We start from the raw sequence: 20,539 nt of genomic DNA, 5'->3' as shown, positions 1-20,539 counted from the left end.
CCAGTATGATTAATTAGCTTGCAAATCATCTTTCAGTTGTTGTTTTGATCGTTCCCACATGTCTGCATTGTGATTTTTCAGAAATTCAGTAAGAATTCCCTTTGATCGATCATCCATATGGTCAACAATAATAAATCTTTTAATTGACTTATCCATCCGGTTTACATGCTCTGGCAATGATTTATAGCCTCTGCGGATGGCTCTATCTACTGTCATCTCACAAGCCGTTACTCCTGCATAGTATGGGCCTTCTTCATTCCGATCGATTGTCACCCAAACAAGCCAATACGGCTTTCCGTTTGGTACCTCTTCCTTGCTTTTTAAAAACTTAATCCCCTTTTCAACAGGGCTGCGAGCATGCATCGCACCCACTTCAATCGTTGCCTCTCCAGCATCCACATCAATAATAACAGGAGATACATTGTCCAGGCTTAATGAGCCTGAGCCAAATCCTCCATGCCCATCTGTCGGATCATTCTTAATAATATTAAACCCAATCTCTTTCTTCTTCTTCTCTTCCAAAGGTATTCCTCCTTAGCATCAATTAAATAATTGGTAAAAGAAAGTGTCTAAGCCGTCAGCTAGTACTGGCAACACAGTATCGAAAATCGGCTGGATCGTATATTGATCAAGCGGTGTAATTACAAGAATTAGAAATATCACTGAGCCATATGCTTCAAATTGTGTAAGCTTCGGACGTATACGTGCGGGTACTAAATCTTCAACAATCCGATACCCATCCAGTGGCGGAAACGGCAGCAAATTGAACACAAATAATACTAAATTCAAATGGATAAAGATATTGAAAAAAACTTGTACAGATGCTGACATTCCAGCTGCCACACCCATTCCAAGCATCGCATACCAAATGAGAAACCCTAGCATGGCCATCAAAAGATTGCTTATCGGCCCTGCAACCGAAACGAGTATTCCAGCTAGTCTTGGATTCTTAAAGAAATACCGATTGACTGGAACTGGTCGCGCCCAGCCGAAACCAGCGATAAAGATAAGAATGGTACCAATAGGATCTAGATGCTGAATTGGATTTAAGGTTAATCTCCCCTGTTTTTGTGCTGTTGGGTCTCCAAACTTATACGCAACAAAAGCATGGGCAAACTCATGGATCGTAAAAGCCACCATTAAAGTAATCGCAACATATGGAATTTCTTTAAGCGAAAAGGCCAAAAATTGTTCCAAACACCAAACCTCTCTTTCAAAAAGAAGTGCCCGCTTAAAAGCAGGAAATTACTCTTATACACATTTATTTTCTAATATTTTGCTCTATTAAACTGGCCTGTTGATTTCCGCTCCAGGTGGCTCGCTTTCCGCGGGGTGGGCGTTGAGCCTCCTCGTCGCTCGCGCTCCTGTGGGGTCTCAACTGTCCCACACTTCCCTCAGGAGTCTCGCCACCTTCCGCTCCAATCAAAAGGGTGCAAAAATCACTATGAGCTATATCACAGCTAATTATTTAAAAGTATACACGACTTTGCAATGAAAGTGAAAAATAGACAATCATTCCACCCCTTGCGTATTTTGCCAAAATATGAAAAACTACAAATGAGATTGCTGATAAAGTCAGGATGAAAAGGAGATTACCCCAAATGCCATATGTAACGGTAAAAATGCTTGAAGGACGCACAGATGAACAAAAAAAGGCACTTGTTGAAAAAGTAACTGAAGCCGTAAAAGAAACAACAGGGGCACCAAAGGAAAACATCGTTGTCTTTATTGAGGAAATGACAAAAAATCATTACGCAGTTGGCGGCGAACGCCTAAGCGATAAGTAACGAAAGCCAGGCATTATTGCCCGGCTTTTTCTCTTAATTTCGCAATATATTGATAGGCACTTTCCACTTCTTCCTCTGTGTAGCGCTGCTTGCTTTTAAGTGTAAAAACTTTCTCCTGCACTTCATCTTTTGAAAGGTTATCAAAATATAAAACAGTTGAAACAAGCTCAAGAAATCTTGCATTTTGACTATTCATATCTGATAAGCATGCTTGAAGATTAGGCATTGATACATCATTCAGACTCAAGAACTCTTTGCCGCTATCGGTTAGCGTATATCGATATTGAAAGTAGCCGCCTTTTTTCTCCCTCACTTCATCTAAAAAGCCCATATTGCATAGCTCTTCAACCCTCAACGTTAATTCCTCTGAATAAGGGCCATAAAAATGAAACTGAAACCGCTCTTGGAAGGGGAAAGCCATCTTTTTTGCAATATAGACCATCTTCTGCAGCTTTTTCCGTCCAATAATTTCCTCCGAGGCGGCAATCGCATGAATGATTTTGGCATGATCTTTTAACAAGCTCTTCATCTCCTACTCCATTTAATACCGTATCTAGTTATTCGATTTCTAATAGCTTTCGAATTTGTTTCTTAATTAAGGGCTCTGTTGAATTATCTTGCAGGAGATCAGCAGGATAATATAATTTATGATCGGTTCTCCTTTTTCCAGAAATCGCATCAACAATCTCTGATTCACGGGAAAGCTCACGGATGTCACCATTCTTCATTAATAAGTGTATCGGAAGCCTCTCTTCTTCTTCTCCTGGACGATAAAAGTCATATGGAAGGTCTGAGGAGGAATCGACAACAAGATAATATTCAGGATCAATGCCAGCCTTCTCGAATAGAACCGAAAGCTCAGCAAGCTTCTTATACTCCTTCGCAGGATCAAACTCCGCATATTTATATAAATTCCGGTTCATAAAGCGACGGCAAAGGTCTCGAAGGATTAAGTCCTCTTCCTCCTGCCACATCTGAAAATAATAAAGAATAATAGCTTCATCAAGCTTAATATAATCCTCAAGTGTTACTTTATTATTGAACATGGAATAAAAATGAATGGGTTGGGATTTAAAGTCATAACCCTGTGCTTGCAGATGTTTGGCCCGATGCAATATTTTTGTCAAAATCACTTCTGCGCTGCGCGTAACCGGGTGGAAATACACTTGCCAGTACATTTGGTACCGACTCATAATATAATCCTCAACCGCATGCATCCCGCTTTGCTTAATAACAACCTGATCTTCCCTCGGCTGCATGACACGCAGGATACGCTCCATGTCAAAATGACCGTAGCTAACCCCTGTAAAATAAGCATCTCTTTGAAGGTAATCCATCCGGTCTGCATCAATCTGACTTGAAATAAGACTAACAACTAGTTTGTTTTTTGAAGTCTTTGCAATCACTTCAGCTACTTTTATAGGAAAATCTTTCCTTACCCTCGAAAGTACTTTATTCACTTCCGTTTTTCCAAGAATGATAGCTCTTGTAAAATACTCATGATCTAAATCAAAGACTTTCTCAAATGAATGTGAAAAAGGACCATGTCCTAAATCGTGGAGGAGTGCGGCACATAAGGAGAGGAGACGGTCTTCTTCATTCCATTCCGGCCTTCCATTAAAGACATCATCCGCAATTCGCCGGATGATCTCATATACACCAAGTGAATGATTGAACCGGCTATGTTCGGCTCCATGGAAGGTTAAATAGGTTGTTCCGAGCTGCTTAATTCTTCTAAGACGCTGGAATTCTTTCGTACCAATTAAATCCCAGATTACCCGATCCCTCACATGAACATAACGATGAACAGGATCTTTAAATACCTTTTCTTCACGTAATTTCTCCACCGCATAGTCCATTTTTTACCTCCGATTTTCCAACTTCTCTATATTATATCTTGATTTGCCAGTCAATTCACTACAGATTTTGTCCTATTTCATCAATATTTGACAAAAACCATTCATACGCATCTGCTCATAACCAAGTATGTAAATGTCGGTCTGCCTAATTTCAACTGCACGGGTTTTACTTCGTACATAAAGGCTTGTTCAATTAATCAGACCGACAATTTATTATTTACGCGAAAAAACAAAAATCACCTCTGGGCAATTATCAAAGGTGATTTTACTTTTTCAGTTTTTTATGAATTTTCTCCATCAATTCATCTTCTGTTAAGGCGGCTAGCGGACGATTATTTACGAATGCGAATGTTTTCTTTCTTCCAGGCCCACAATAGGAGTGACAGCCTATTTCTATCTTCGCCTCTGGATCTATTTCTTTTAAACGCGGGATTAATGTCTTCAAATTGACACCCTGACAATCGTCGCAAACACGAAATTCGTTTGCCATATATGATTACAACCCTTTCTGCGGTCTTCTTTTCTTTTTTTAAGTTTGACCGATGCTAGTCTTTCTTATACAGTCGGCTCTTGCTGTATTTTACAGCTAATACCCTACTATTGCAAGCTGTTTGAACGCAACTATCCATTTGGAAATTTTACCTTTTCCACTTAATTTAGTCTATGAAATATATCATGGAAGCTAAAGAAAATGACCACAGCATAATCCGTTTGCCTTTTTATAATACCTATCTATTGAAAAATAAATTCAAAAAAACTACTATCCTTTCAAACCATTCTGTATAAATTCACTCGTTCTTGTCCATCCTTTAACTAAGGTATTAAAAAATCGCAAATGACATTCGGGAGTTGAGAGTATGAAAATTCGTCAAGATGCATGGACAGATGAAAATGATTTATTACTAGCAGAAACTGTATTAAGACATGTAAGAGAAGGCAGTACACAATTAAATGCCTTTGAAGAAGTAGGTGACAAACTTGATCGAACGTCAGCAGCCTGCGGATTTCGTTGGAATGCCGTCGTAAGACATCAGTATGAAAAGGCATTGCAATTGGCCAAGAAGCAGCGCAAGCAAAGACAGCGGGTACTCGGCAAAGATCAAAGCGGAAAGAAAAAACTGCTATATTCGCCACCAGTTCCTTCAATCAATGAATTAGAAGTTACGACTGTGCCAGTGGATGAGCCTGCTTCTCTAACTGAAGAGTATGCAGAGGAATTAATCGAAACAAAAGCCATTCCAGTCTATACGGCAGATCAAAGTTATCCTGTTTCTTCCAATATAAATCTTGATCAAGTAGTCTCGTACTTACAAACTTTAAAACATTCGAGTATCCAATTGGATAGATTAAAAAATGAGAATGAAAGATTAAAACGCGAAAATGCACAGATTAGGAGCCGTAATGAAGAATTAGAAGGGAAAATTGGTCAATTAGAGCAAAATACCGTCACTATTCAAGAAGATTACGAGACCTTAATGAAAATCATGAACCGTGCACGCAAACTGGTACTCTTTGATGAGGAAGAACGGCCAGCAACCAAATTTAAGATGGATAGAAACGGAAATTTAGAAAAAGTAGCTGAATAATAGCCAATGCAAAAATACATTGGCAAGAAACCAGCACAATGGGAGAAGAGGGCAATAAGCCTCGATTAAGAAAAGCCGTAACATATTTGGTTACGGCTTTTCACTATTTCTTGCTGCCTATCACTTTTTCATTACGCTCGGCAACACGAGTATAATAGGCTTCAAATAATGGTTGTTCCTCTTCTGTTAATACGCCTGCAAATAAATGATCGCATCTGTTTTTTAAGGCATTTAAAAAGCGGAACATTACATCTGAGATCGTAAGCTCTTCTTGCAATAACTCCGACAATGAAGCCATCACGGACGGGTCAATTGCAGGATATTGAAACTTTGTTTCTTCATCTTTTTTTGAAATGGAATAGAATTGCTCAATTATTTCTGCTCGTCCGCTCCCGCTTCCATTCACACATAAATAGATTTGCACAGCTACACCATTGCGTAGACGCCTTTGAGAAATCCCCGCAAACTTTTTATCATTTATGCTTAAATCATAGCTTCCAGGACAATAGGACCCTACAATTTCTTTCGCCTCTATTTCCTTATTAAAATCTGAAAACATTTCTTTAATTAGCAGCCACATCGCATCATAGCCACGGTTAATATCGATCCCTTTTTCATTTTCAGGAAAGATAAGAGATATATTTAAAACCCCTTCATCAAGCACTACTGCTAATCCCCCAGAATTTCTGACAATTACCCGATAGCCTTGACTCTTTAAAAAATCGATCCCTTCTTCCAAAAAAGGAAGCCTTGTATCTTGAATACCTAATACAATTGAGTTATTATGCACCCAAGCCCGAGCTGTCGCCGGCATCTTCCCACTTCCAACAGATGCACATAATGTATCATCCATTCCAAATGAGTGAAAAGCTGGCAGATGCTTGGCCAAAATCGACTCATCAATGACTCTCCATTGCTCTTGCTGTAATAAATCCTTCATCTATTAAACTCCTCTAAGTTAAAAGGGAGAAAATTCACCTTTTCAAACCCAAAATTGATTATATTTAACCTGCGGCTTCATTATACTGGCCGTCAGCGCTGATATATTCGCCAAACCAATTATACCAACAGATTAGGCGAAAAAAAAGAGTCTGGTACTTTTAACCAGCTCTCTTCATTCAATCTATTGATTTAATGCCTGTGCTGCTGTAATTAAGGCTAGCTTGTAGACATCCTCTTCATTACATCCGCGGGACAGATCATTTACCGGGCGATTTAATCCTTGCAAGATTGGCCCAACAGCTTCAAATTGACCAAGACGCTGAGCAATTTTATAACCAATATTTCCTGCTTCAAGACTTGGGAAAATAAATATATTTGCATTCCCTTTCAGTGGAGAATCTGGTGCTTTCTTCTCTGCCACAGATGGAACAAATGCAGCATCAAATTGAAATTCCCCATCCAAAACCAATTCTGGCTCTCTTTTTTTAGCCTCTTGAACAGCCTCGCTAACCTTCTCTGTTTCCGGTGATTTGGCTGATCCCTTTGTCGAAAAGCTCAGCATAGCAACTCGCGGCTCAATATCAAACATTTTTGCTGTTTTAGCACTTTCGATAGCTATTTCAGCTAGATCTTTACTGTCAGGTGAGATATTAATGGCACAATCGGCGAAGATGTACTTTTCATCCTCTCGAACCATAATAAAAACACCTGAAGTCTTGCTGACGCCTTCTTTTGTTTTAATAATTTGAAGTGCTGGGCGGACAGTATCTGCTGTTGAATGGGCTGCACCACTCACAAGGCCTTCTGCTTTATTCGTATACACGAGCATCGTTCCAAAATAGTTCTCATCCAGCAGGATTTTCCGTGCTTCTTCTTCCGTAGCCTTCCCTTTGCGTCTTTCAACAAAAGAAGCAACAAGCTCATCCATTTTCTCATAGTGGCTTGGATCATAAATCTCCATGGCTTCTATAGAGAGATCTAGTTCTCTTGCCTTCGCCTCAATTGCTTGTACATTGCCGATTAAAATAGGAGTGATCAACTTTTCTGCAGCCAAACGCACTGCTGCAGCTAAAATTCGTTCGTCAAGCCCTTCTGGAAAAACAATTTTTAAATCCTTGCCCATTACTTTTTCTTTCACTACTGAAAATAAATCACTCATTATAATCCTCCTCTAGTTATATGTAAGTTTTATTAATTAAGCATCCATGATACAGTCCTTCATCCCTCATCCTTTTCTAAGATACTGTATACACTTAAAATTTCAAGGTTGTTTATACTTATCATACTCATACATGTGTTACTATTTGCACATTGTGACATAATATCCACAATTCTGTCATAATAAACAATTTCCTATCTATTTTGCAAGTTTTATTCCCTTATCATTTGGAGAAACTATGATATAGTTATGGTGTGATTAATCGCACATATACATATTAGGAGTGATAGTAATGAGTGAAGCAGCAAAAACGCTTGAAGGCTGGTATAGTTTACACGATTTCCGTGCCATTGATTGGACATCATGGAAGATGTTGTCGAGTGATGAGCGCCAAGCGGCTATCCATGAGTTTTTATCCCTTTTAGAAAAGTGGAATACGACTCAAGGCGAGAAAAAGGGCAGCCACGCATTATACACAGTTGTTGGCCAAAAGGCTGACTTTATGATGATGGTTTTACGACCAACACTTGAAGAAGTCAACGAGATTGAAAATGAATTCAATAAGACTAAATTAGCAGAATATACAGTTCCAACTTTCTCTTATGTTTCTGTTGTAGAATTAAGCAACTACTTACCATCTGATCAAGATCCTTACCAAAGCCCAGAAATTCTTGCACGTCTATATCCGATTCTTCCTAAATCAAAGCATGTATGTTTCTATCCAATGGATAAACGCCGCCAAGGTGATGACAACTGGTACATGCTTCCGATGGAAGATCGCCGTTCAATGATGCGCAGCCACGGAATGATCGGCCGTCAATATGCAGGAAAAGTAAAGCAAATTATTACTGGATCTGTTGGCTTCGATGATTACGAATGGGGTGTTACTCTATTCTCTGATGATGCTCTTCAATTCAAAAAGCTTGTCTATGAAATGCGTTTTGATGAAGTAAGTGCTCGCTATGGCGAATTTGGTTCATTCTTTGTAGGAAATCTACTTGAAGAAGACCGTGTAGCACAGCTTTTGCACATTAATTAATATCTCATGCTAGCCTCCTTAGCCTAATGCTAAGGAGGCTTTTTCTTTAGGCTGTTTTGTGAACGATTTTCACTCACACAATTTATTTAAAAGTCCTTTAGAAAACGGTCTCCTTTAATATAAAGGAATCTGAATAGAAAATGAGCATAAAAAAACAGGCCTATACATACAAATGAATTAGTGAGTTATTATCATATCTATATTATTGTCCAGCTGTATAGCGATCACTATGCTTCACCATTCAACACGTAAGCATTTCAATTTTAGTTTCACTTCGATTTTTAGGAGGGAAAAGTGTGAGTCAAAATTTTAACCAGTACACAGCAAACCCTTATTATGGGTATCAGCAGCCATATACGGGAGGAACCCCAAAGGCGCCTGCATATGGAGTCCAGCCTATCGCCTACCAGCCAATACCACCTGGTGTAACTCCAACAACAGGAGGTGGAAATGCACAAACTCAAGGTCCTCAAGTCCCTGGCATGCTCCCTATTGAGCAATCCTATATTGAAAACATCTTACGTCTGAACAAGGGAAAGCTAGCAACCGTATATACCACTTTTGAAAATAATTCAGAGTGGAATGCTAAAAAGTTCGAGGGTATTATCGAAGCAGCTGGCAGGGATCATGTAATCATAAGTGATCCTCAGTCAGGTATGAGGTATTTAATTCCGATGGTTTACTTAGACTATGTCACTTTTGATGAAGAAATCGAATATGATTATCCATCATTCGGCGGATCACCAGGACTCTCACAGTATAATCCTAGATGATGCTCAGGAGGTTATGTAAAAAGAGCTTTGACACTTTAAGTAATAAGTTCACTTTTGAGGTACAAAATGTAAAATAACAACAGAAAAAGCAGGATAATTCTCAATTGAATTAACCCTGCTTTTTTTTATATCTATTTGCTAACTTCATAATGAAGACCTGAGGAATCAAATTCAAAAAACTTACTAAAAGTAATAATTGATATGGAATTAGTAGGGTAAAATAACCTCCATCCCAATCAACCCCTAATTTTACTTCCAACATATTTAGAAAATAAAACGAAATGATTAAAGAAACTATATTGCCTATAATGAAAGGAATGGTGTTGCAAAAGAATTTGCCGAAAAAGGCAAGAATCGAAGTTCCTACAATCATGATTAGATAACCAAGCATAGAACTATTAGCAAAGTCTAGGTACATCGAAAAATATACAAATGGAAAACAGTATAAACAGACTATGAGGATACTAATTACTAACTTACTCATGGTTTTGCCTCTCTTTTTGGATCGGATTTCATTTATAGTGTAATTTTACACATTCATCTCATAGATTACAAGAGTAATTTGCTCAATAATGATGAACGTTTAATAGTCGAAAAACTTTTAAAAAGGCTCGGTACAATGAAGCGATATAACAAAAAAAATAGGGTACGGGAACCATTATGATTCCGTACCCTATTTTTTTGTTATTTAGTTTTGCACCCGAAAAGAGAATCCTTTGCACCTTTAGTCAAAGATCTTTTTTGTATGAGTTAAATATGATTCTGCAACAATGCTTTCTCTTTTCTACCTACAAATGCTTCACAGCAGCGACCATTAATAATATCCATGCAGCAAGGAAACAAACGCCTCCTAGTGGCGTAATGGCACCAAGCACTCCTATTTTTGTTACTGCCAACACATATAAACTACCTGAAAAAAGGATAATCCCAATTAACATTAACCAACCAGACCAGGATAATAGAACACTTGCTGGAAGTTTGCCAAGCAGCACCCCAATGACTAATAAACCTGTGGCATGGAACATTTGATAGGTTACACCTGTTTTCCATATCTCCAAATACTTGGGCTCTACCATTTTTTCAAGACCGTGCGCTCCAAATGCACCAAATGCTACTGATAAGAAGGCATTGAGTGCACCAAGAATAATAAATAATTTCATTTTACTCCCTCTTTCCTTTTAAAAATCCAACAATGACTCTCCATTTGCGTCATCTTCCATTTCCAAGCGTTTGGACTGTTGGATACTAGCTGGCTGCGTTTGATGAACAGGTTGAAGAGTGAGTGTATTCTTTGAAGCAGCCGGCATTATCTGTTCATCAAGAATAAGCTCACATATTGATTTAATCGCATGGATTCTCTCTCTCATTCTCGCTTCATTTGCTATTCCTTTTGCTTCATTAAGTTCTTCTTCAATCTTCTTTAGCAATTGCTGGACGGAAATGTTCAATATACTCACCTCTATCATTTCACACTTATTTTCATCATGTTCTAGCTTTCTTTTCAAAACGCAAACAAGGATTACCTGATGCACGAAGTACTTCTATTGATGGAAGCTTTGCTGTTTTAAATTGAAATGCTTTGCAGCCCTTTGGAAACCTTTGATCCCAAGTAACATAGAAATATTTACATTTGAAACAATCTATTCCATTTTCCTTCATTATCATATCATTCCTCTTATTAATCAACATTCATTATACATGAACTGGCTAGATTTATCGATCCAGCCATCTTATCCCGCAAACAACTGGCTCCCATATGACAAATGCTGTCGTTTCACGTGAAACATCTCATTTCCTGGGGAATTTTGTCTAATCTTAAGGCTTTATTACAAGCATTTTTACTAACTAAAATTTAGTTGGTAGAGGTTGAAGCATTTGTTCAAAAATAACAATCTTTTTGAAAGGACACAAAGAAGCTCGTAAAATAATCATTTTACGAGTCCCTCTGCTTTCACTATTTAATGTAATCCCGTGTTATATACTCCTGTAGCAGCACCGATAATCAGTGCTAGGACAATCACCAATGCAGGATGCAACTTGAATTTTTCTAGTAGAACATAACTTCCAACAATGAGAGCGATCGAATAGATCGCACCAAGACTAACCACCGAATCCTTTGCAAACTGAAAGGTCATCACACCTAATAGGATAGCAATAACTGGACGTACGACGATTGAAATATTTTTCACTTGTGGTCTGTCTTTATATTTCAGCAAGATGGCCATTAATAGTAACATTAGAATGATTGAAGGTGCGACTGTTGCGAATAATGCAACAAGGCTTCCTAGGATTCCACCTTCTGTATACCCGATATAAGCAGCCATCTTTGTTGCGATTGGTCCAGGCAATGAGTTTCCTACAGCTAATACTTCACTGAATTCTTGTGTTGTCATCCACCCATAGTTGTCCACTACTTCATTTTCGACTAGAGGAATAGTAGCTGGACCTCCTCCATAACCAAGCATGCCTGGAATAAAGAAGGCTAAGAATATTTGCAAATATAGCATTCTAGGCACTCCTTTTACGAATTGGTAGAAAAACTAGAATAATCAGCAGCATTATAAGGATAGCTGGATGCACATTTAATCCTTCTATTAATAAAAGTGAACCAAATAAGATAAATAGAGCTTTGACCCACCCAAGTGTCTCGCCTGACTTTTTTACAAAATCCCATGTCAATACCGCTAACATAACCGCAACAACCGGTACGACTGAAGCTGACATATGCTGGACCCAAGGTATATCTTTGTATAGTTGTAATAATTGAAGTAAGAAAATCATTAATAGAGCTGTTGGTGCCACTGTTGAAAGTAAAGCATTTAAACAGCCGAGCAGTCCACCCACTCTGTATCCAATGTATCCTGCCATTTTTGTCGCTATTGGCCCTGGCATGGTATTTGCCAAGGCTAAAGTATCACCAAAGTCTTCTTCACTCATCCATTTATATTTCTTAACTGTTTCTTGATGCACAAGCGGAATAGATGAAGGACCTCCACCAAAACCTAATATTCCTACTCGAAAAAAAGCTAACATGATATGCAGATGTATTCTCCAATCTGGGCGTGGCTTTGGGGAAGGAGAATGTATTGGTTGTTCTTTGGCTAAAGCATTTACCAAGCTGCTATGGCTCCATCTGTACGAGATTCAGTACCGCCCATTAATACACCGCTGTCTTGATCTCTCCAAATAATTTGGCCGCGCCCAAAGCTTCCCCCATCTGATGTTACATGTATCTCATGACCCTTTCTAGCAAGCGCTTGAACTAAGTAGTTAGGAAATTCAGGTTCTACATGAACAGATTTCCCGGACATCCACTGCCATCTTGGCATATCCAAAGTAGCCTGAGGATTTAATAAGTAGTCAACCGTATTCGTTACTACTTGGAAATGTCCTTGCGGCTGCATGTAACCACCCATCACACCAAATGGACCAACAGCTTTGCCATCTTTCGACAAAAACCCTGGAATGATTGTATGATAGGTTCTTTTTCCTGGTTTCAAAACGTTAGGATGCGATTCATCTAATGAGAAATCATGTCCTCGATTCTGCAGAGCAATACCTGTTCCAGGTATAACAATTCCAGAACCAAATCCCATGTAATTGCTTTGGATATATGAAATCATATTTCCCTCTTCATCTGCCGCTGCTAAATAGACCGTCCCCCCTTTTGGTAACTCATAAGGGATTGGATCAGATGCTATTTCTTTTATAGCTTTGCTTCGTTCTTCCCCATACTCTTCTGAAAGCAGATCATCTACAGTACATGGCATTTCCTCTTGTTCAGATATAAATGCTTGACCATCTGTGAAAGCTAGTTTCATAGATTCGATTTGCTCATGAAGGGTTTCAGCATTTTGCCAAGCAGGCTTCGACATTTTCTCGAATACATTTAATGCCATTAAAGCAACCATCCCTTGGCCATTTGGAGGAATCTCCCATACATCATATCCCCTATAGTTGGTCGAGATTGGTTTCACCCATTGAGGTTGAAATTTGCTTAAATCACTTTTTGATAAAAAGCCATTATGCTTTTTCATAAACTCATCGATTTGGTCTGCAAGCTCACCTTCATAAAATGAGCGTGCATTGGTTTCACCGATTGATTTTAAAGTAGCAGCATGCCCTTGGGACTTCCATACTTCACCAATTTCTGGCGCTCTGCCATCTGGAGCAAAAGTATCGAACCAAGCTTCATATTCTTCCGTTGTAAAATCCACTTTAAACTTATCATATGCCCTCTTCCAAAACTTACCTAAGATTGGTGTGAGCGGATACCCTTCCTCTGCATAACGAATAGCTGGTTTCAGTGCTTCAGCTAAGGATAAACGGCCAAATCGCTTCGAAAGGGCCGCCCAACCAGCCGGAACACCTGGAACAGTAATTGGCACAGTTCCATGAACAGGCATTTTTGAATGTCCTAAATTCTTTACAGCTTCAATAGAGATTGACTCCGGAGCAGGGCCAGAAGCATTCAATCCGTGTAATTCATCCTTCACCCAAACAATGGCAAAGGCATCTCCTCCAATCCCATTGGATGTTGGCTCTACAACAGTTAGAGCAGCAGCAGTTGCAATCGCTGCATCAATTGCATTTCCGCCCTTTTGCAAAATTTCTAATCCTGCTTGTGCGGCTAATGGCTGTGAAGTTGCAACCATGCCTTTCTTGGCGAATACAGTATGACGTTTCGAATGAAAGGGGTGATATAAGTAATCCATCTATGTACTCCTCCTTAACTTTATAGTATCTTGGTGTTTACTTGATTGAAGAGTTTGAATGATGCCCTTAAGCTTTAAACTAAGATTCCCCCTACAATGTAGGAGGAGAGTAAATTGTTACGAAATGGATTGTCCTGCAAAGTGACAAGCGACATAATGACTAGGTTCATATTCAACCCATTCAGGTTTATTTACTTTACAAACGTCAGCTGCAATCGGACATCTTGTATGAAAAGCACATCCACTTGGCGGATTAGCTGGATTTGGTAAATCCCCTTGTAGACGAATTCTTTTTCGATTTGCATGAACAGACGGCCTTGGGATAGCTGACAACAATGATTGTGTATAAGGATGCAAAGGTTTATCAAACAAACCTTTTACAGATCCAAGCTCTACTGTATTACCTAGATACATTACTAAAACTCGATCACAGAAATATCGTACAACACCTAAATCATGAGAAATAAATAAATAGGAAAGATTGTATTTTTTCTGCAAATTTTTAAGAAGCTTAAGCACCTGAGCTTGAACGGACACATCAAGTGCTGACACAGCTTCATCACAAATTACGAAGGAAGGATTCAATGCAATTGCACGAGCTATCCCTATGCGTTGGCGCTGCCCGCCACTGAACTCATGGGGGAACCGCTCGAAATGCTCTTCTTTTAGACCTACTTCTTCTAATAAACTTATAACTGTCTTTCTCTTTTCTGCTGCGGACATATCAGTATGCATGGTAAAAACCTCTTCAAGCGCATGTCCGATACGTTGTCTTGGATTAAGTGAAGCATATGGATCTTGAAAAATCATTTGCATTTGCTTAACAAACTTCAGCTTCTCTTTTCTTTTTAAGTTTTGAATTTCGGTATCTTGGAAGTAAATCTTTCCTTCTGTTAATTCTTCTAATCCTAGTACAGCTCTCCCCAATGTTGACTTTCCGCAACCTGATTCTCCAACTACACCTAAACTTTCACCTTCATATAATTGGAAGGAAACATTTTCTACTGCTTTTACATCCCCTTGCTTACGTTGCAAAACCCCTCCCTTTATCGGGAAATACTTCTTTATTCCTTTTAATTCGAGGAGTACCTTTGGTTTGTTTAGCACGTTTGATTCATTTGATACTGCCATTAGGAACCCCCTCTTCTTCTAACCAGCAACTTACATGATGAGTTTCAGATATTGTAAAAACAGGAGACTCCTTACTTCTGCAAATATCTGACGCAAATTTACATCTTGCATGAAATCTACATCCATCTATTTGCTCATTCAAGCTTGGCAGAGAGCCTGGAATCGCTTCTAATTCAAAGTCAGGATCGTCAATATTCGGAACAGAATTCAGTAAACCTTTTGTATAAGGATGTTTTGGGTTATCAAATATTTCTTCAACTCTGCCTTCTTCTACTTTTTTTCCTGCATACATAACCATCACTCGATCTGCAACTTCAGCAACGACACCCATATCATGAGTAATCATCAAAACTCCCATATTAAACTTTTTCTTTAAATCATTCATTAAATCTAAAATTTGAGCTTGTATGGTCACATCAAGTGCAGTCGTTGGTTCATCTGCAATAAGTAACCCAGGATTACATGAAAGAGCTATCGCTATCATTACCCTCTGTCTCATACCACCGCTTAATTCATGAGGGTATTGCTTCATTCTCTTTTCTGGATATGGAATGCCCACTTGCTTTAATAGTTCAATTCCTTGTTTAGTCGCTTCACCTTTTGTTAGTTTATGATGGAGCATTAGTGGCTCCCTTAATTGATAACCAATTGTCAGAACTGGATTTAAAGCCGTCATTGGCTCTTGGAATATCATTGAAATTTTATTTCCACGCATTTGCCTCATCTTTTCAGCTGACAAATGATGAATGGGGGTTCCCTCATATAGAATCTCCCCACTTGTTATCTTTCCATTGCTAGGTAATAATCCAATAACCGAGAGAGAAGTAATACTTTTACCACAGCCCGATTCTCCCACAATACATAATGTTTCTCCTTTTTTAAGAGAAAAGGAGACATCGCGGACAGCAGGCAATTGCCCGTCTGCTGTCCGAAATTCAGTCACAATGTTTTTGACTTCCAGTAATGTCTCTCCCATAATTTTTACCTACTTTCTTGTTACTTTTGAAACATTCCATTTCCCTGTTGGTTCTAACTGCAGACCAGTAAATGAGCTATCAAGTGCTGCTGTAACAACATCATGGTACATAATTACAATTGCATCTTCTTCCAGCATTAATTGGTTAGCCTGATGTAAAAGTTCTAATCGTTCTTCTTGGTTCGTTGTTGTTCTTGAAGCTTCAACAAGCTTGTCAAATTCAGGATTACTATATTGAGCACGGTTAGAAGAACCTACATTATCGCTGTGGAAGTTAGGATAAAACAGCTCAGATCCATCAGCAGTAAGGTTTGACCAGCTTAAGAATGTAATATCATATTCACCAGCACGTGCAGTATCTAAGAATGCTGCCCATTCCATTGTTTCAATTTCAACTTTAAAACCTGCTTCAGCTAGCTGTGCTTGTACAACTTCAGCCATTAAGACAAAGTTTCCACGATTAGCAGTAAGTAATTTAATTGGTCTCTCACCATAGCCATTTTTTTCAACTAAAGCTTTTGCGGCATCTAAATCATATGGCGTTCCAGCTTTATCTGCAGATTCTTTATATCCAAATACTTTTGGACCAATAATGCTGTCGCTTCTAACAGCTAAACCATTCATTTTAGAAATAAATGCATCTCTATCAATTGCGCTTGCAATCGCTTTTCTGAACTCAGGGTCTTGGTTCTCTACTTTTGAATGATTTACAGTTAGGTAGTATTGAGGAGTCCCCTCAACCTTTTCGATAGTAACGTTTTTCAAACTTTCAATGCGGCTAAGCTGTTCTGTTGGAAGCTTGTCAATGAATTGAACCTCACCAGCTTGCAACATAGAAATAGCTGTTGATACTTCTGGTACTACTTTGAAAATAACTTTCTTTAATGCCGGTTCTCCGTCATGGTAATCAGGGTTTGACTCTAAAACGATTTGATCACCAGGTACCCAACTTACAAATTTAAAAGGTCCTGTACCAACTGGGTTATTCATTAAGTCTTGCTTTTGATCAGCTTCAGGACTTACAATCGCTGCATTTGAATGTGATAACGAAGCAAGGAACGGTCCATAAGGATATTTCGTCTTAATTTCAACTGTATACTCATCAACTACTGTAATCGTATCAACTGGCTCCATTAATGATGCACGAGGTGCAGCGGTTGCTGGATCGCGTAATTTATCGAATGTATATTTTACAGCCTCTGCATTAAATGGCGTTCCATCATGGAATTTAATCCCTTGCTTTAATTTAATAATCCACGTGTTTTCATCCGGATTTTCATATGACTCTGCTAATTGTGGTTCGATTTCCATGGTTTCTGCATTTCTCTCAAATAGCTTTTCATAAACATGGTCTGTAACATTAGCTGAAGCACCATCATTCGTTAAAATTGGTGATAAACCTACTGCATCAGTAAGGGAAGCATATGTTAAAGTGTTGTCTCCCCCAGATTTTTCTTCCTTGTTTCCATCCTTTTCATTGTTTGGTTCTGTAGAGGCTCCTCCACTAGAACATGCCGCAAGGAAAATTGCCACAAAAAATGTGATTAATAACAACCAATTTTTCTTCATTTTGTTTCCTCCTCTAATTTTCTATTGAATATCCATATTAGGATCAATTGCATCTCTTAAGCCATCTCCAACAACATTAAATGCAAATACGGTAAGCATAATAGCAATTCCCGGAACAATCGTTAAATGAGGTGAGCTCCACATAAAGGCTTGTCCCTGTGAAATCATTGCTCCCCACTCAGGAGTTGGTGGTTGTGCACCTAATCCTAAATAACTTAATGAAGCTGTTGAAAGAATGGCTGTTGCCATCCGCATTGTTGCAAACACAATGATTGGCGCAAAGCAATTAGGCAAAATATGCTTCACCATAATACGTAAGTCAGATGCTCCTAATGATTTCATCGCCATGATATATTCTTTCTCTTTAATCGAGAGCACCGAACCCCTTACGATCCTTGCACAGGATGGAATGGACCAGATACTAATCGCGATTGCCACATTAACTAGACTCGTTCCTAAAATTGCGATTATTAGCATCGCAAGCAATATCCCAGGAAAGGAGAATAGTAGATCAACAATTCTCATAATGATTCCATCTAATTTTTTATAATAGCCTCCAAGCAAGCCTAAAACGACTCCCCCGATAAGACCTAAACTTACAGCAACAAGACCTACCACTAGAGAAATACGTGCCCCATATACAATCCGACTCCATACATCTCTTCCATAGTTATCTGTTCCGAGCCAATGTTCGTCACTAAATGCCGGCAGCTCACTTGCTACTAAGTTTTGTTTAGCAGGATCATGAAAGGTGATCAAAGGGGCAAATATTGCCATACCTATTTGGACAACAATTATGATTAAACCAATCACTGCTAATTTGTTTTTCAATAATCTTTTTGTGGTTACTATTAATGGCTTTTCCTTCTTTTTCACTTTCTTTATTTCTACCCCTAGGGCTGGTGCTGTTTCTGCCATGGTCCTCCCCCTTCCTTACTGATATTTAATTCTTGGATCGACATATGTATAAACAATATCAACGATGAGATTAACTAATACGAATAAAGTGGCTACTAATAAAACTGATCCCTGCACCATCGGGAAATCTCGAGCTGCAATTGCATCAATCATCAATCTGCCTACTCCGTTTATAGCAAATACTTTCTCTGTAATGATTGTTCCGCCTAATAGAGCGCCGAAATTCAAACCGATAACAGTTAAAACTGGAATCATTGCATTTTTTAATGTGTGAATCCAAATGACATTTCTCTCTTTTACGCCTTTCGCTCTCGCTGTTCTAACATAATCAGCCTTCACTACTTCAAGCATGGAGGATCTTGTCATCCGAGCAATCATAGCAGCTGATCCTGTTCCTAAAGTAATGGCGGGTAATATCAGCTCTTTTATTCCATCGATGGTATACCATGGTGCTGATAGTCCACTTACTGGCAGCCATTGAAGATTGACTGCAAAAAGTAAGATTAACAATGCACCCAGCCAAAAGTTAGGAATAGAGATTCCTGCTAAAGCAAAAGTGGTAGAACTAACGTCAAGCCAGCTATTGTGTTTAAGTGCTGAAATCAACCCGGCAATAATCCCAATGATGATTGCTACAATCATACTCGCTATGGCTAATTTCAACGTATTGGGAAAACGAATGGTGATCGCTTCAGAGACTGGTTGACGAGTTTGATAGGAATAGCCCAAATCACCTTGTACAACACTCCCAATATATCTTCCATATTGAGTTAGAAATGAATCATTCAGCCCTAGATTATCCCTAATTGCTTCTATATCCGATTCTGTAGCTGTTGGGCCACCAATCATAGAAGCTGGATCCCCTGGAGCAATATACATGGATGAGAAAACTAAAAAGGAAATACCAAACAATAAAAATATTAACTGTATAAACCTTCGGATAATCATTGCAACCATTCTCTTACCCCCCTCTTAATCAATTGTTAATCATTTTCTCTCTTTTGATTACAAAATGTTTAAAATTATTTAAAAATGATTATAAATCATAAAAATTCAAAAATCCACATAAATTATCATTTTTCTAAAAATTTATTATTTTTAAATTACCTTTTGGTTATTAAAGTAATAAATATTAAAACATATAGACTATAATTAGTGAAAAATAACTAATTTTTGATATCGTAGTGTTAAGCGCTTACAAATCAATTCGATAAACGAAAAGAACTCAGTTATGGTAGGGGGCTTATGGAAGATTTTTAGGGAAAGGTCGTGGAAGCTATAGTACTAGAGTGTTTGATAGGACAAAATTAGGGAGAATATTGTTGAAACCGTTCCATTGAAGCTTCCTATGAGACTAAGTTTGGAGAAATGATATGGAATCTGTCCCATAGCTTCAAAGTTAATCATTTTTATCTAGTAATATAACAATCAAAAAAGAAGCGGACTAAGAGATCATTAATTAACGATCTCTTAGCCCGCTTCCCATAATTAGTATATATTTCATTTTTTTAAACAATGTGTACATGCCGTACTTATAATTTCAGCCCTCTTCTACTTTTGAATCGGCGAAGCAATATGTGGCTTTCTACACGAGTGATTCCATTTAAATCATATAATTCCTCGTTGATAAATCTTTCTAAAGCATCGAAATTATCCACTAATACGTGCGTATGCAATGTTGAAGGGCCCGTCATTTGATAACAACTGGCAACGCTTGGATTTTCCGCCAATGCTTCAGCCACCTTAACGAGCGAACTAGGCTCACAATCAATTTCAAAAAAAGCAGAGACATCTTTTCCGGCCTTACTGCTATTAATGACAACTGTAAATTGTTCTATTACCCCATCTTCAACCAATCTGCTAACTCTTTCTCTGACTGCCACTCGAGACAAATCTAGTTCCTTTCCTATATCAACATAGGATAATCGCCCATTTTCTGTTAATAATTCTAAAATCCGCTTGTCTGTATTATCCATTTTGACACACCTTTTCTAATTTCCCAATTAACTGTATTATATGAAAAATCCAAACAAAAGGAAACATTTTTTTTCAATTCATTGACTATCTGTTCATTTTCTTATCTTT

At 38.4% G+C, this 20,539-nt stretch carries 23 protein-coding genes; 4 read left to right on the top strand and 19 right to left on the bottom strand.

Annotation, left to right across the window (positions count from 1 at the left end):
* Positions 1–9: 9 nt before the first annotated feature.
* Both ACFYKT_RS15935 and ACFYKT_RS15930 read right to left on the bottom strand, forming a co-directional pair.
* Positions 10–522, bottom strand: a complete 513-nt coding sequence (locus ACFYKT_RS15935; protein WP_389221615.1) for a YwhD family protein — start codon at positions 520–522, stop codon at positions 10–12.
* Positions 523–540: 18 nt separating this feature from the next.
* Positions 541–1,197: a site-2 protease family protein gene (locus tag ACFYKT_RS15930; protein ID WP_389221613.1), complete on the bottom strand. Its 657-nt coding sequence runs from the start codon at positions 1,195–1,197 to the stop codon at positions 541–543.
* Between the two features lie 404 nt (positions 1,198–1,601).
* Between ACFYKT_RS15930 and ACFYKT_RS15925 the strand changes: the two genes are divergently transcribed.
* Positions 1,602–1,787 carry a 2-hydroxymuconate tautomerase gene (locus ACFYKT_RS15925; RefSeq protein ID WP_389221611.1) on the top strand — a complete coding sequence of 62 codons (186 nt, stop codon included), beginning with the start codon at positions 1,602–1,604 and terminating at the stop codon, positions 1,785–1,787.
* A gap of 13 nt (positions 1,788–1,800) precedes the next feature.
* Here the strand turns inward: ACFYKT_RS15925 and ACFYKT_RS15920 are convergent, their stop codons facing one another.
* From ACFYKT_RS15920 to ACFYKT_RS15910, 3 genes are all read right to left on the bottom strand, one after another.
* Positions 1,801–2,307: a YwgA family protein gene (locus ACFYKT_RS15920; RefSeq protein WP_389221609.1), complete on the bottom strand. Its 507-nt coding sequence runs from the start codon at positions 2,305–2,307 to the stop codon at positions 1,801–1,803.
* Positions 2,308–2,344: 37 nt separating this feature from the next.
* A complete protein-coding gene (locus ACFYKT_RS15915) occupies positions 2,345–3,646 on the bottom strand; it encodes an HD domain-containing protein (RefSeq protein WP_389221607.1) in 1,302 nt (433 codons plus the stop codon).
* A gap of 265 nt (positions 3,647–3,911) precedes the next feature.
* Positions 3,912–4,136, bottom strand: a complete 225-nt coding sequence (locus ACFYKT_RS15910) for a DUF1450 domain-containing protein (protein ID WP_389221605.1) — start codon at positions 4,134–4,136, stop codon at positions 3,912–3,914.
* A gap of 367 nt (positions 4,137–4,503) precedes the next feature.
* Between ACFYKT_RS15910 and ACFYKT_RS15905 the strand changes: the two genes are divergently transcribed.
* Positions 4,504–5,232: an RsfA family transcriptional regulator gene (locus ACFYKT_RS15905; RefSeq protein WP_389221603.1), complete on the top strand. Its 729-nt coding sequence runs from the start codon at positions 4,504–4,506 to the stop codon at positions 5,230–5,232.
* Positions 5,233–5,335: 103 nt separating this feature from the next.
* Here the strand turns inward: ACFYKT_RS15905 and ACFYKT_RS15900 are convergent, their stop codons facing one another.
* Positions 5,336–6,172 carry a lipoate--protein ligase family protein gene (locus tag ACFYKT_RS15900; RefSeq protein ID WP_389221602.1) on the bottom strand — a complete coding sequence of 279 codons (837 nt, stop codon included), beginning with the start codon at positions 6,170–6,172 and terminating at the stop codon, positions 5,336–5,338.
* 183 nt (positions 6,173–6,355) lie between these two features.
* Complete coding sequence (gene pta / locus ACFYKT_RS15895; protein ID WP_389221601.1) at positions 6,356–7,333, bottom strand: phosphate acetyltransferase; 978 nt, start codon at positions 7,331–7,333, stop codon at positions 6,356–6,358.
* Positions 7,334–7,625: 292 nt separating this feature from the next.
* Here pta and hemQ point away from each other — a divergent pair, with 292 nt between their 5' ends.
* Positions 7,626–8,372 (top strand): hydrogen peroxide-dependent heme synthase, encoded by a 747-nt coding sequence (hemQ, locus tag ACFYKT_RS15890; RefSeq protein ID WP_389221600.1) that lies wholly within the window; start codon positions 7,626–7,628, stop codon positions 8,370–8,372.
* A 296-nt stretch (positions 8,373–8,668) separates the two neighbouring features.
* The gene (gerQ, locus tag ACFYKT_RS15885; protein WP_389221599.1) at positions 8,669–9,145 is read left to right on the top strand and encodes a spore coat protein GerQ; all 477 of its coding nucleotides are present in this window, start codon (positions 8,669–8,671) and stop codon (positions 9,143–9,145) included.
* Positions 9,146–9,933: 788 nt separating this feature from the next.
* Here the strand turns inward: gerQ and ACFYKT_RS15880 are convergent.
* From ACFYKT_RS15880 to ACFYKT_RS15825, 12 genes are all read right to left on the bottom strand, one after another.
* A complete protein-coding gene (locus ACFYKT_RS15880) occupies positions 9,934–10,305 on the bottom strand; it encodes a DUF423 domain-containing protein (protein ID WP_389221597.1) in 372 nt (123 codons plus the stop codon).
* Between the two features lie 18 nt (positions 10,306–10,323).
* Entirely contained in the window at positions 10,324–10,593 is a 270-nt protein-coding gene (locus tag ACFYKT_RS15875; protein ID WP_389221595.1) for a YwdI family protein, read from the bottom strand.
* Positions 10,594–10,627: 34 nt separating this feature from the next.
* Positions 10,628–10,810 (bottom strand): uracil-DNA glycosylase, encoded by a 183-nt coding sequence (locus tag ACFYKT_RS15870; protein ID WP_389221593.1) that lies wholly within the window; start codon positions 10,808–10,810, stop codon positions 10,628–10,630.
* 293 nt (positions 10,811–11,103) lie between these two features.
* Positions 11,104–11,652, bottom strand: coding sequence for a chromate transporter (locus ACFYKT_RS15865; protein ID WP_389221591.1), 549 nt, complete (start codon positions 11,650–11,652; stop codon positions 11,104–11,106).
* 1 nt (position 11,653) lies between these two features.
* A complete protein-coding gene (locus ACFYKT_RS15860; RefSeq protein ID WP_389221655.1) occupies positions 11,654–12,178 on the bottom strand; it encodes a chromate transporter in 525 nt (174 codons plus the stop codon).
* Between the two features lie 77 nt (positions 12,179–12,255).
* Positions 12,256–13,860, bottom strand: a complete 1,605-nt coding sequence (locus tag ACFYKT_RS15855) for a gamma-glutamyltransferase family protein (protein WP_389221589.1) — start codon at positions 13,858–13,860, stop codon at positions 12,256–12,258.
* 117 nt (positions 13,861–13,977) lie between these two features.
* Positions 13,978–14,991 carry an ABC transporter ATP-binding protein gene (locus tag ACFYKT_RS15850; RefSeq protein ID WP_389221587.1) on the bottom strand — a complete coding sequence of 338 codons (1,014 nt, stop codon included), beginning with the start codon at positions 14,989–14,991 and terminating at the stop codon, positions 13,978–13,980.
* Positions 14,975–15,967, bottom strand: a complete 993-nt coding sequence (locus ACFYKT_RS15845) for an ABC transporter ATP-binding protein (RefSeq protein ID WP_389221585.1) — start codon at positions 15,965–15,967, stop codon at positions 14,975–14,977. The genes ACFYKT_RS15850 and ACFYKT_RS15845 overlap by 17 nt, the downstream gene beginning before the upstream one ends.
* Before the next feature lie 9 nt (positions 15,968–15,976).
* Positions 15,977–17,536 carry a glutathione ABC transporter substrate-binding protein gene (locus ACFYKT_RS15840; protein WP_389221583.1) on the bottom strand — a complete coding sequence of 520 codons (1,560 nt, stop codon included), beginning with the start codon at positions 17,534–17,536 and terminating at the stop codon, positions 15,977–15,979.
* Positions 17,537–17,557: 21 nt separating this feature from the next.
* Complete coding sequence (locus ACFYKT_RS15835; protein WP_389221581.1) at positions 17,558–18,454, bottom strand: ABC transporter permease; 897 nt, start codon at positions 18,452–18,454, stop codon at positions 17,558–17,560.
* A gap of 15 nt (positions 18,455–18,469) precedes the next feature.
* Positions 18,470–19,411, bottom strand: a complete 942-nt coding sequence (gene nikB / locus ACFYKT_RS15830) for a nickel ABC transporter permease (RefSeq protein WP_389221579.1) — start codon at positions 19,409–19,411, stop codon at positions 18,470–18,472.
* A 575-nt stretch (positions 19,412–19,986) separates the two neighbouring features.
* Complete coding sequence (locus ACFYKT_RS15825; RefSeq protein ID WP_389221577.1) at positions 19,987–20,430, bottom strand: Lrp/AsnC family transcriptional regulator; 444 nt, start codon at positions 20,428–20,430, stop codon at positions 19,987–19,989.
* Positions 20,431–20,539 lie beyond the last annotated feature (109 nt).

The organism is Cytobacillus mangrovibacter, assembly GCF_042865275.1.
In the GTDB taxonomy this organism is placed as follows: Bacteria; Bacillota; Bacilli; order Bacillales; family Cytobacillaceae; genus Cytobacillus; species Cytobacillus mangrovibacter.
Note: the sequence above shows the minus strand (reverse complement) of the source record. Positions and strands in the feature narration are given on the sequence as shown.

Coding starts and splice junctions, on each gene's coding strand:
- ACFYKT_RS15925 (WP_389221611.1), top strand. CDS start 1,602: ATGCCATATGTAACGGTAAAAATGCTTGAAGGACGCACAGATGAACAA.
- ACFYKT_RS15915 (WP_389221607.1), bottom strand. CDS start 3,646: ATGGACTATGCGGTGGAGAAATTACGTGAAGAAAAGGTATTTAAAGAT.
- ACFYKT_RS15910 (WP_389221605.1), bottom strand. CDS start 4,136: ATGGCAAACGAATTTCGTGTTTGCGACGATTGTCAGGGTGTCAATTTG.
- ACFYKT_RS15905 (WP_389221603.1), top strand. CDS start 4,504: ATGAAAATTCGTCAAGATGCATGGACAGATGAAAATGATTTATTACTA.
- ACFYKT_RS15900 (WP_389221602.1), bottom strand. CDS start 6,172: ATGAAGGATTTATTACAGCAAGAGCAATGGAGAGTCATTGATGAGTCG.
- pta (WP_389221601.1), bottom strand. CDS start 7,333: ATGAGTGATTTATTTTCAGTAGTGAAAGAAAAAGTAATGGGCAAGGAT.
- hemQ (WP_389221600.1), top strand. CDS start 7,626: ATGAGTGAAGCAGCAAAAACGCTTGAAGGCTGGTATAGTTTACACGAT.
- ACFYKT_RS15880 (WP_389221597.1), bottom strand. CDS start 10,305: ATGAAATTATTTATTATTCTTGGTGCACTCAATGCCTTCTTATCAGTA.
- ACFYKT_RS15870 (WP_389221593.1), bottom strand. CDS start 10,810: ATGATAATGAAGGAAAATGGAATAGATTGTTTCAAATGTAAATATTTC.
- ACFYKT_RS15865 (WP_389221591.1), bottom strand. CDS start 11,652: ATGCTATATTTGCAAATATTCTTAGCCTTCTTTATTCCAGGCATGCTT.
- ACFYKT_RS15860 (WP_389221655.1), bottom strand. CDS start 12,178: ATGTTAGCTTTTTTTCGAGTAGGAATATTAGGTTTTGGTGGAGGTCCT.
- ACFYKT_RS15855 (WP_389221589.1), bottom strand. CDS start 13,860: ATGGATTACTTATATCACCCCTTTCATTCGAAACGTCATACTGTATTC.
- ACFYKT_RS15850 (WP_389221587.1), bottom strand. CDS start 14,991: ATGGCAGTATCAAATGAATCAAACGTGCTAAACAAACCAAAGGTACTC.
- ACFYKT_RS15845 (WP_389221585.1), bottom strand. CDS start 15,967: ATGGGAGAGACATTACTGGAAGTCAAAAACATTGTGACTGAATTTCGG.
- ACFYKT_RS15840 (WP_389221583.1), bottom strand. CDS start 17,536: ATGAAGAAAAATTGGTTGTTATTAATCACATTTTTTGTGGCAATTTTC.
- ACFYKT_RS15835 (WP_389221581.1), bottom strand. CDS start 18,454: ATGGCAGAAACAGCACCAGCCCTAGGGGTAGAAATAAAGAAAGTGAAA.
- nikB (WP_389221579.1), bottom strand. CDS start 19,411: ATGGTTGCAATGATTATCCGAAGGTTTATACAGTTAATATTTTTATTG.
- ACFYKT_RS15825 (WP_389221577.1), bottom strand. CDS start 20,430: ATGGATAATACAGACAAGCGGATTTTAGAATTATTAACAGAAAATGGG.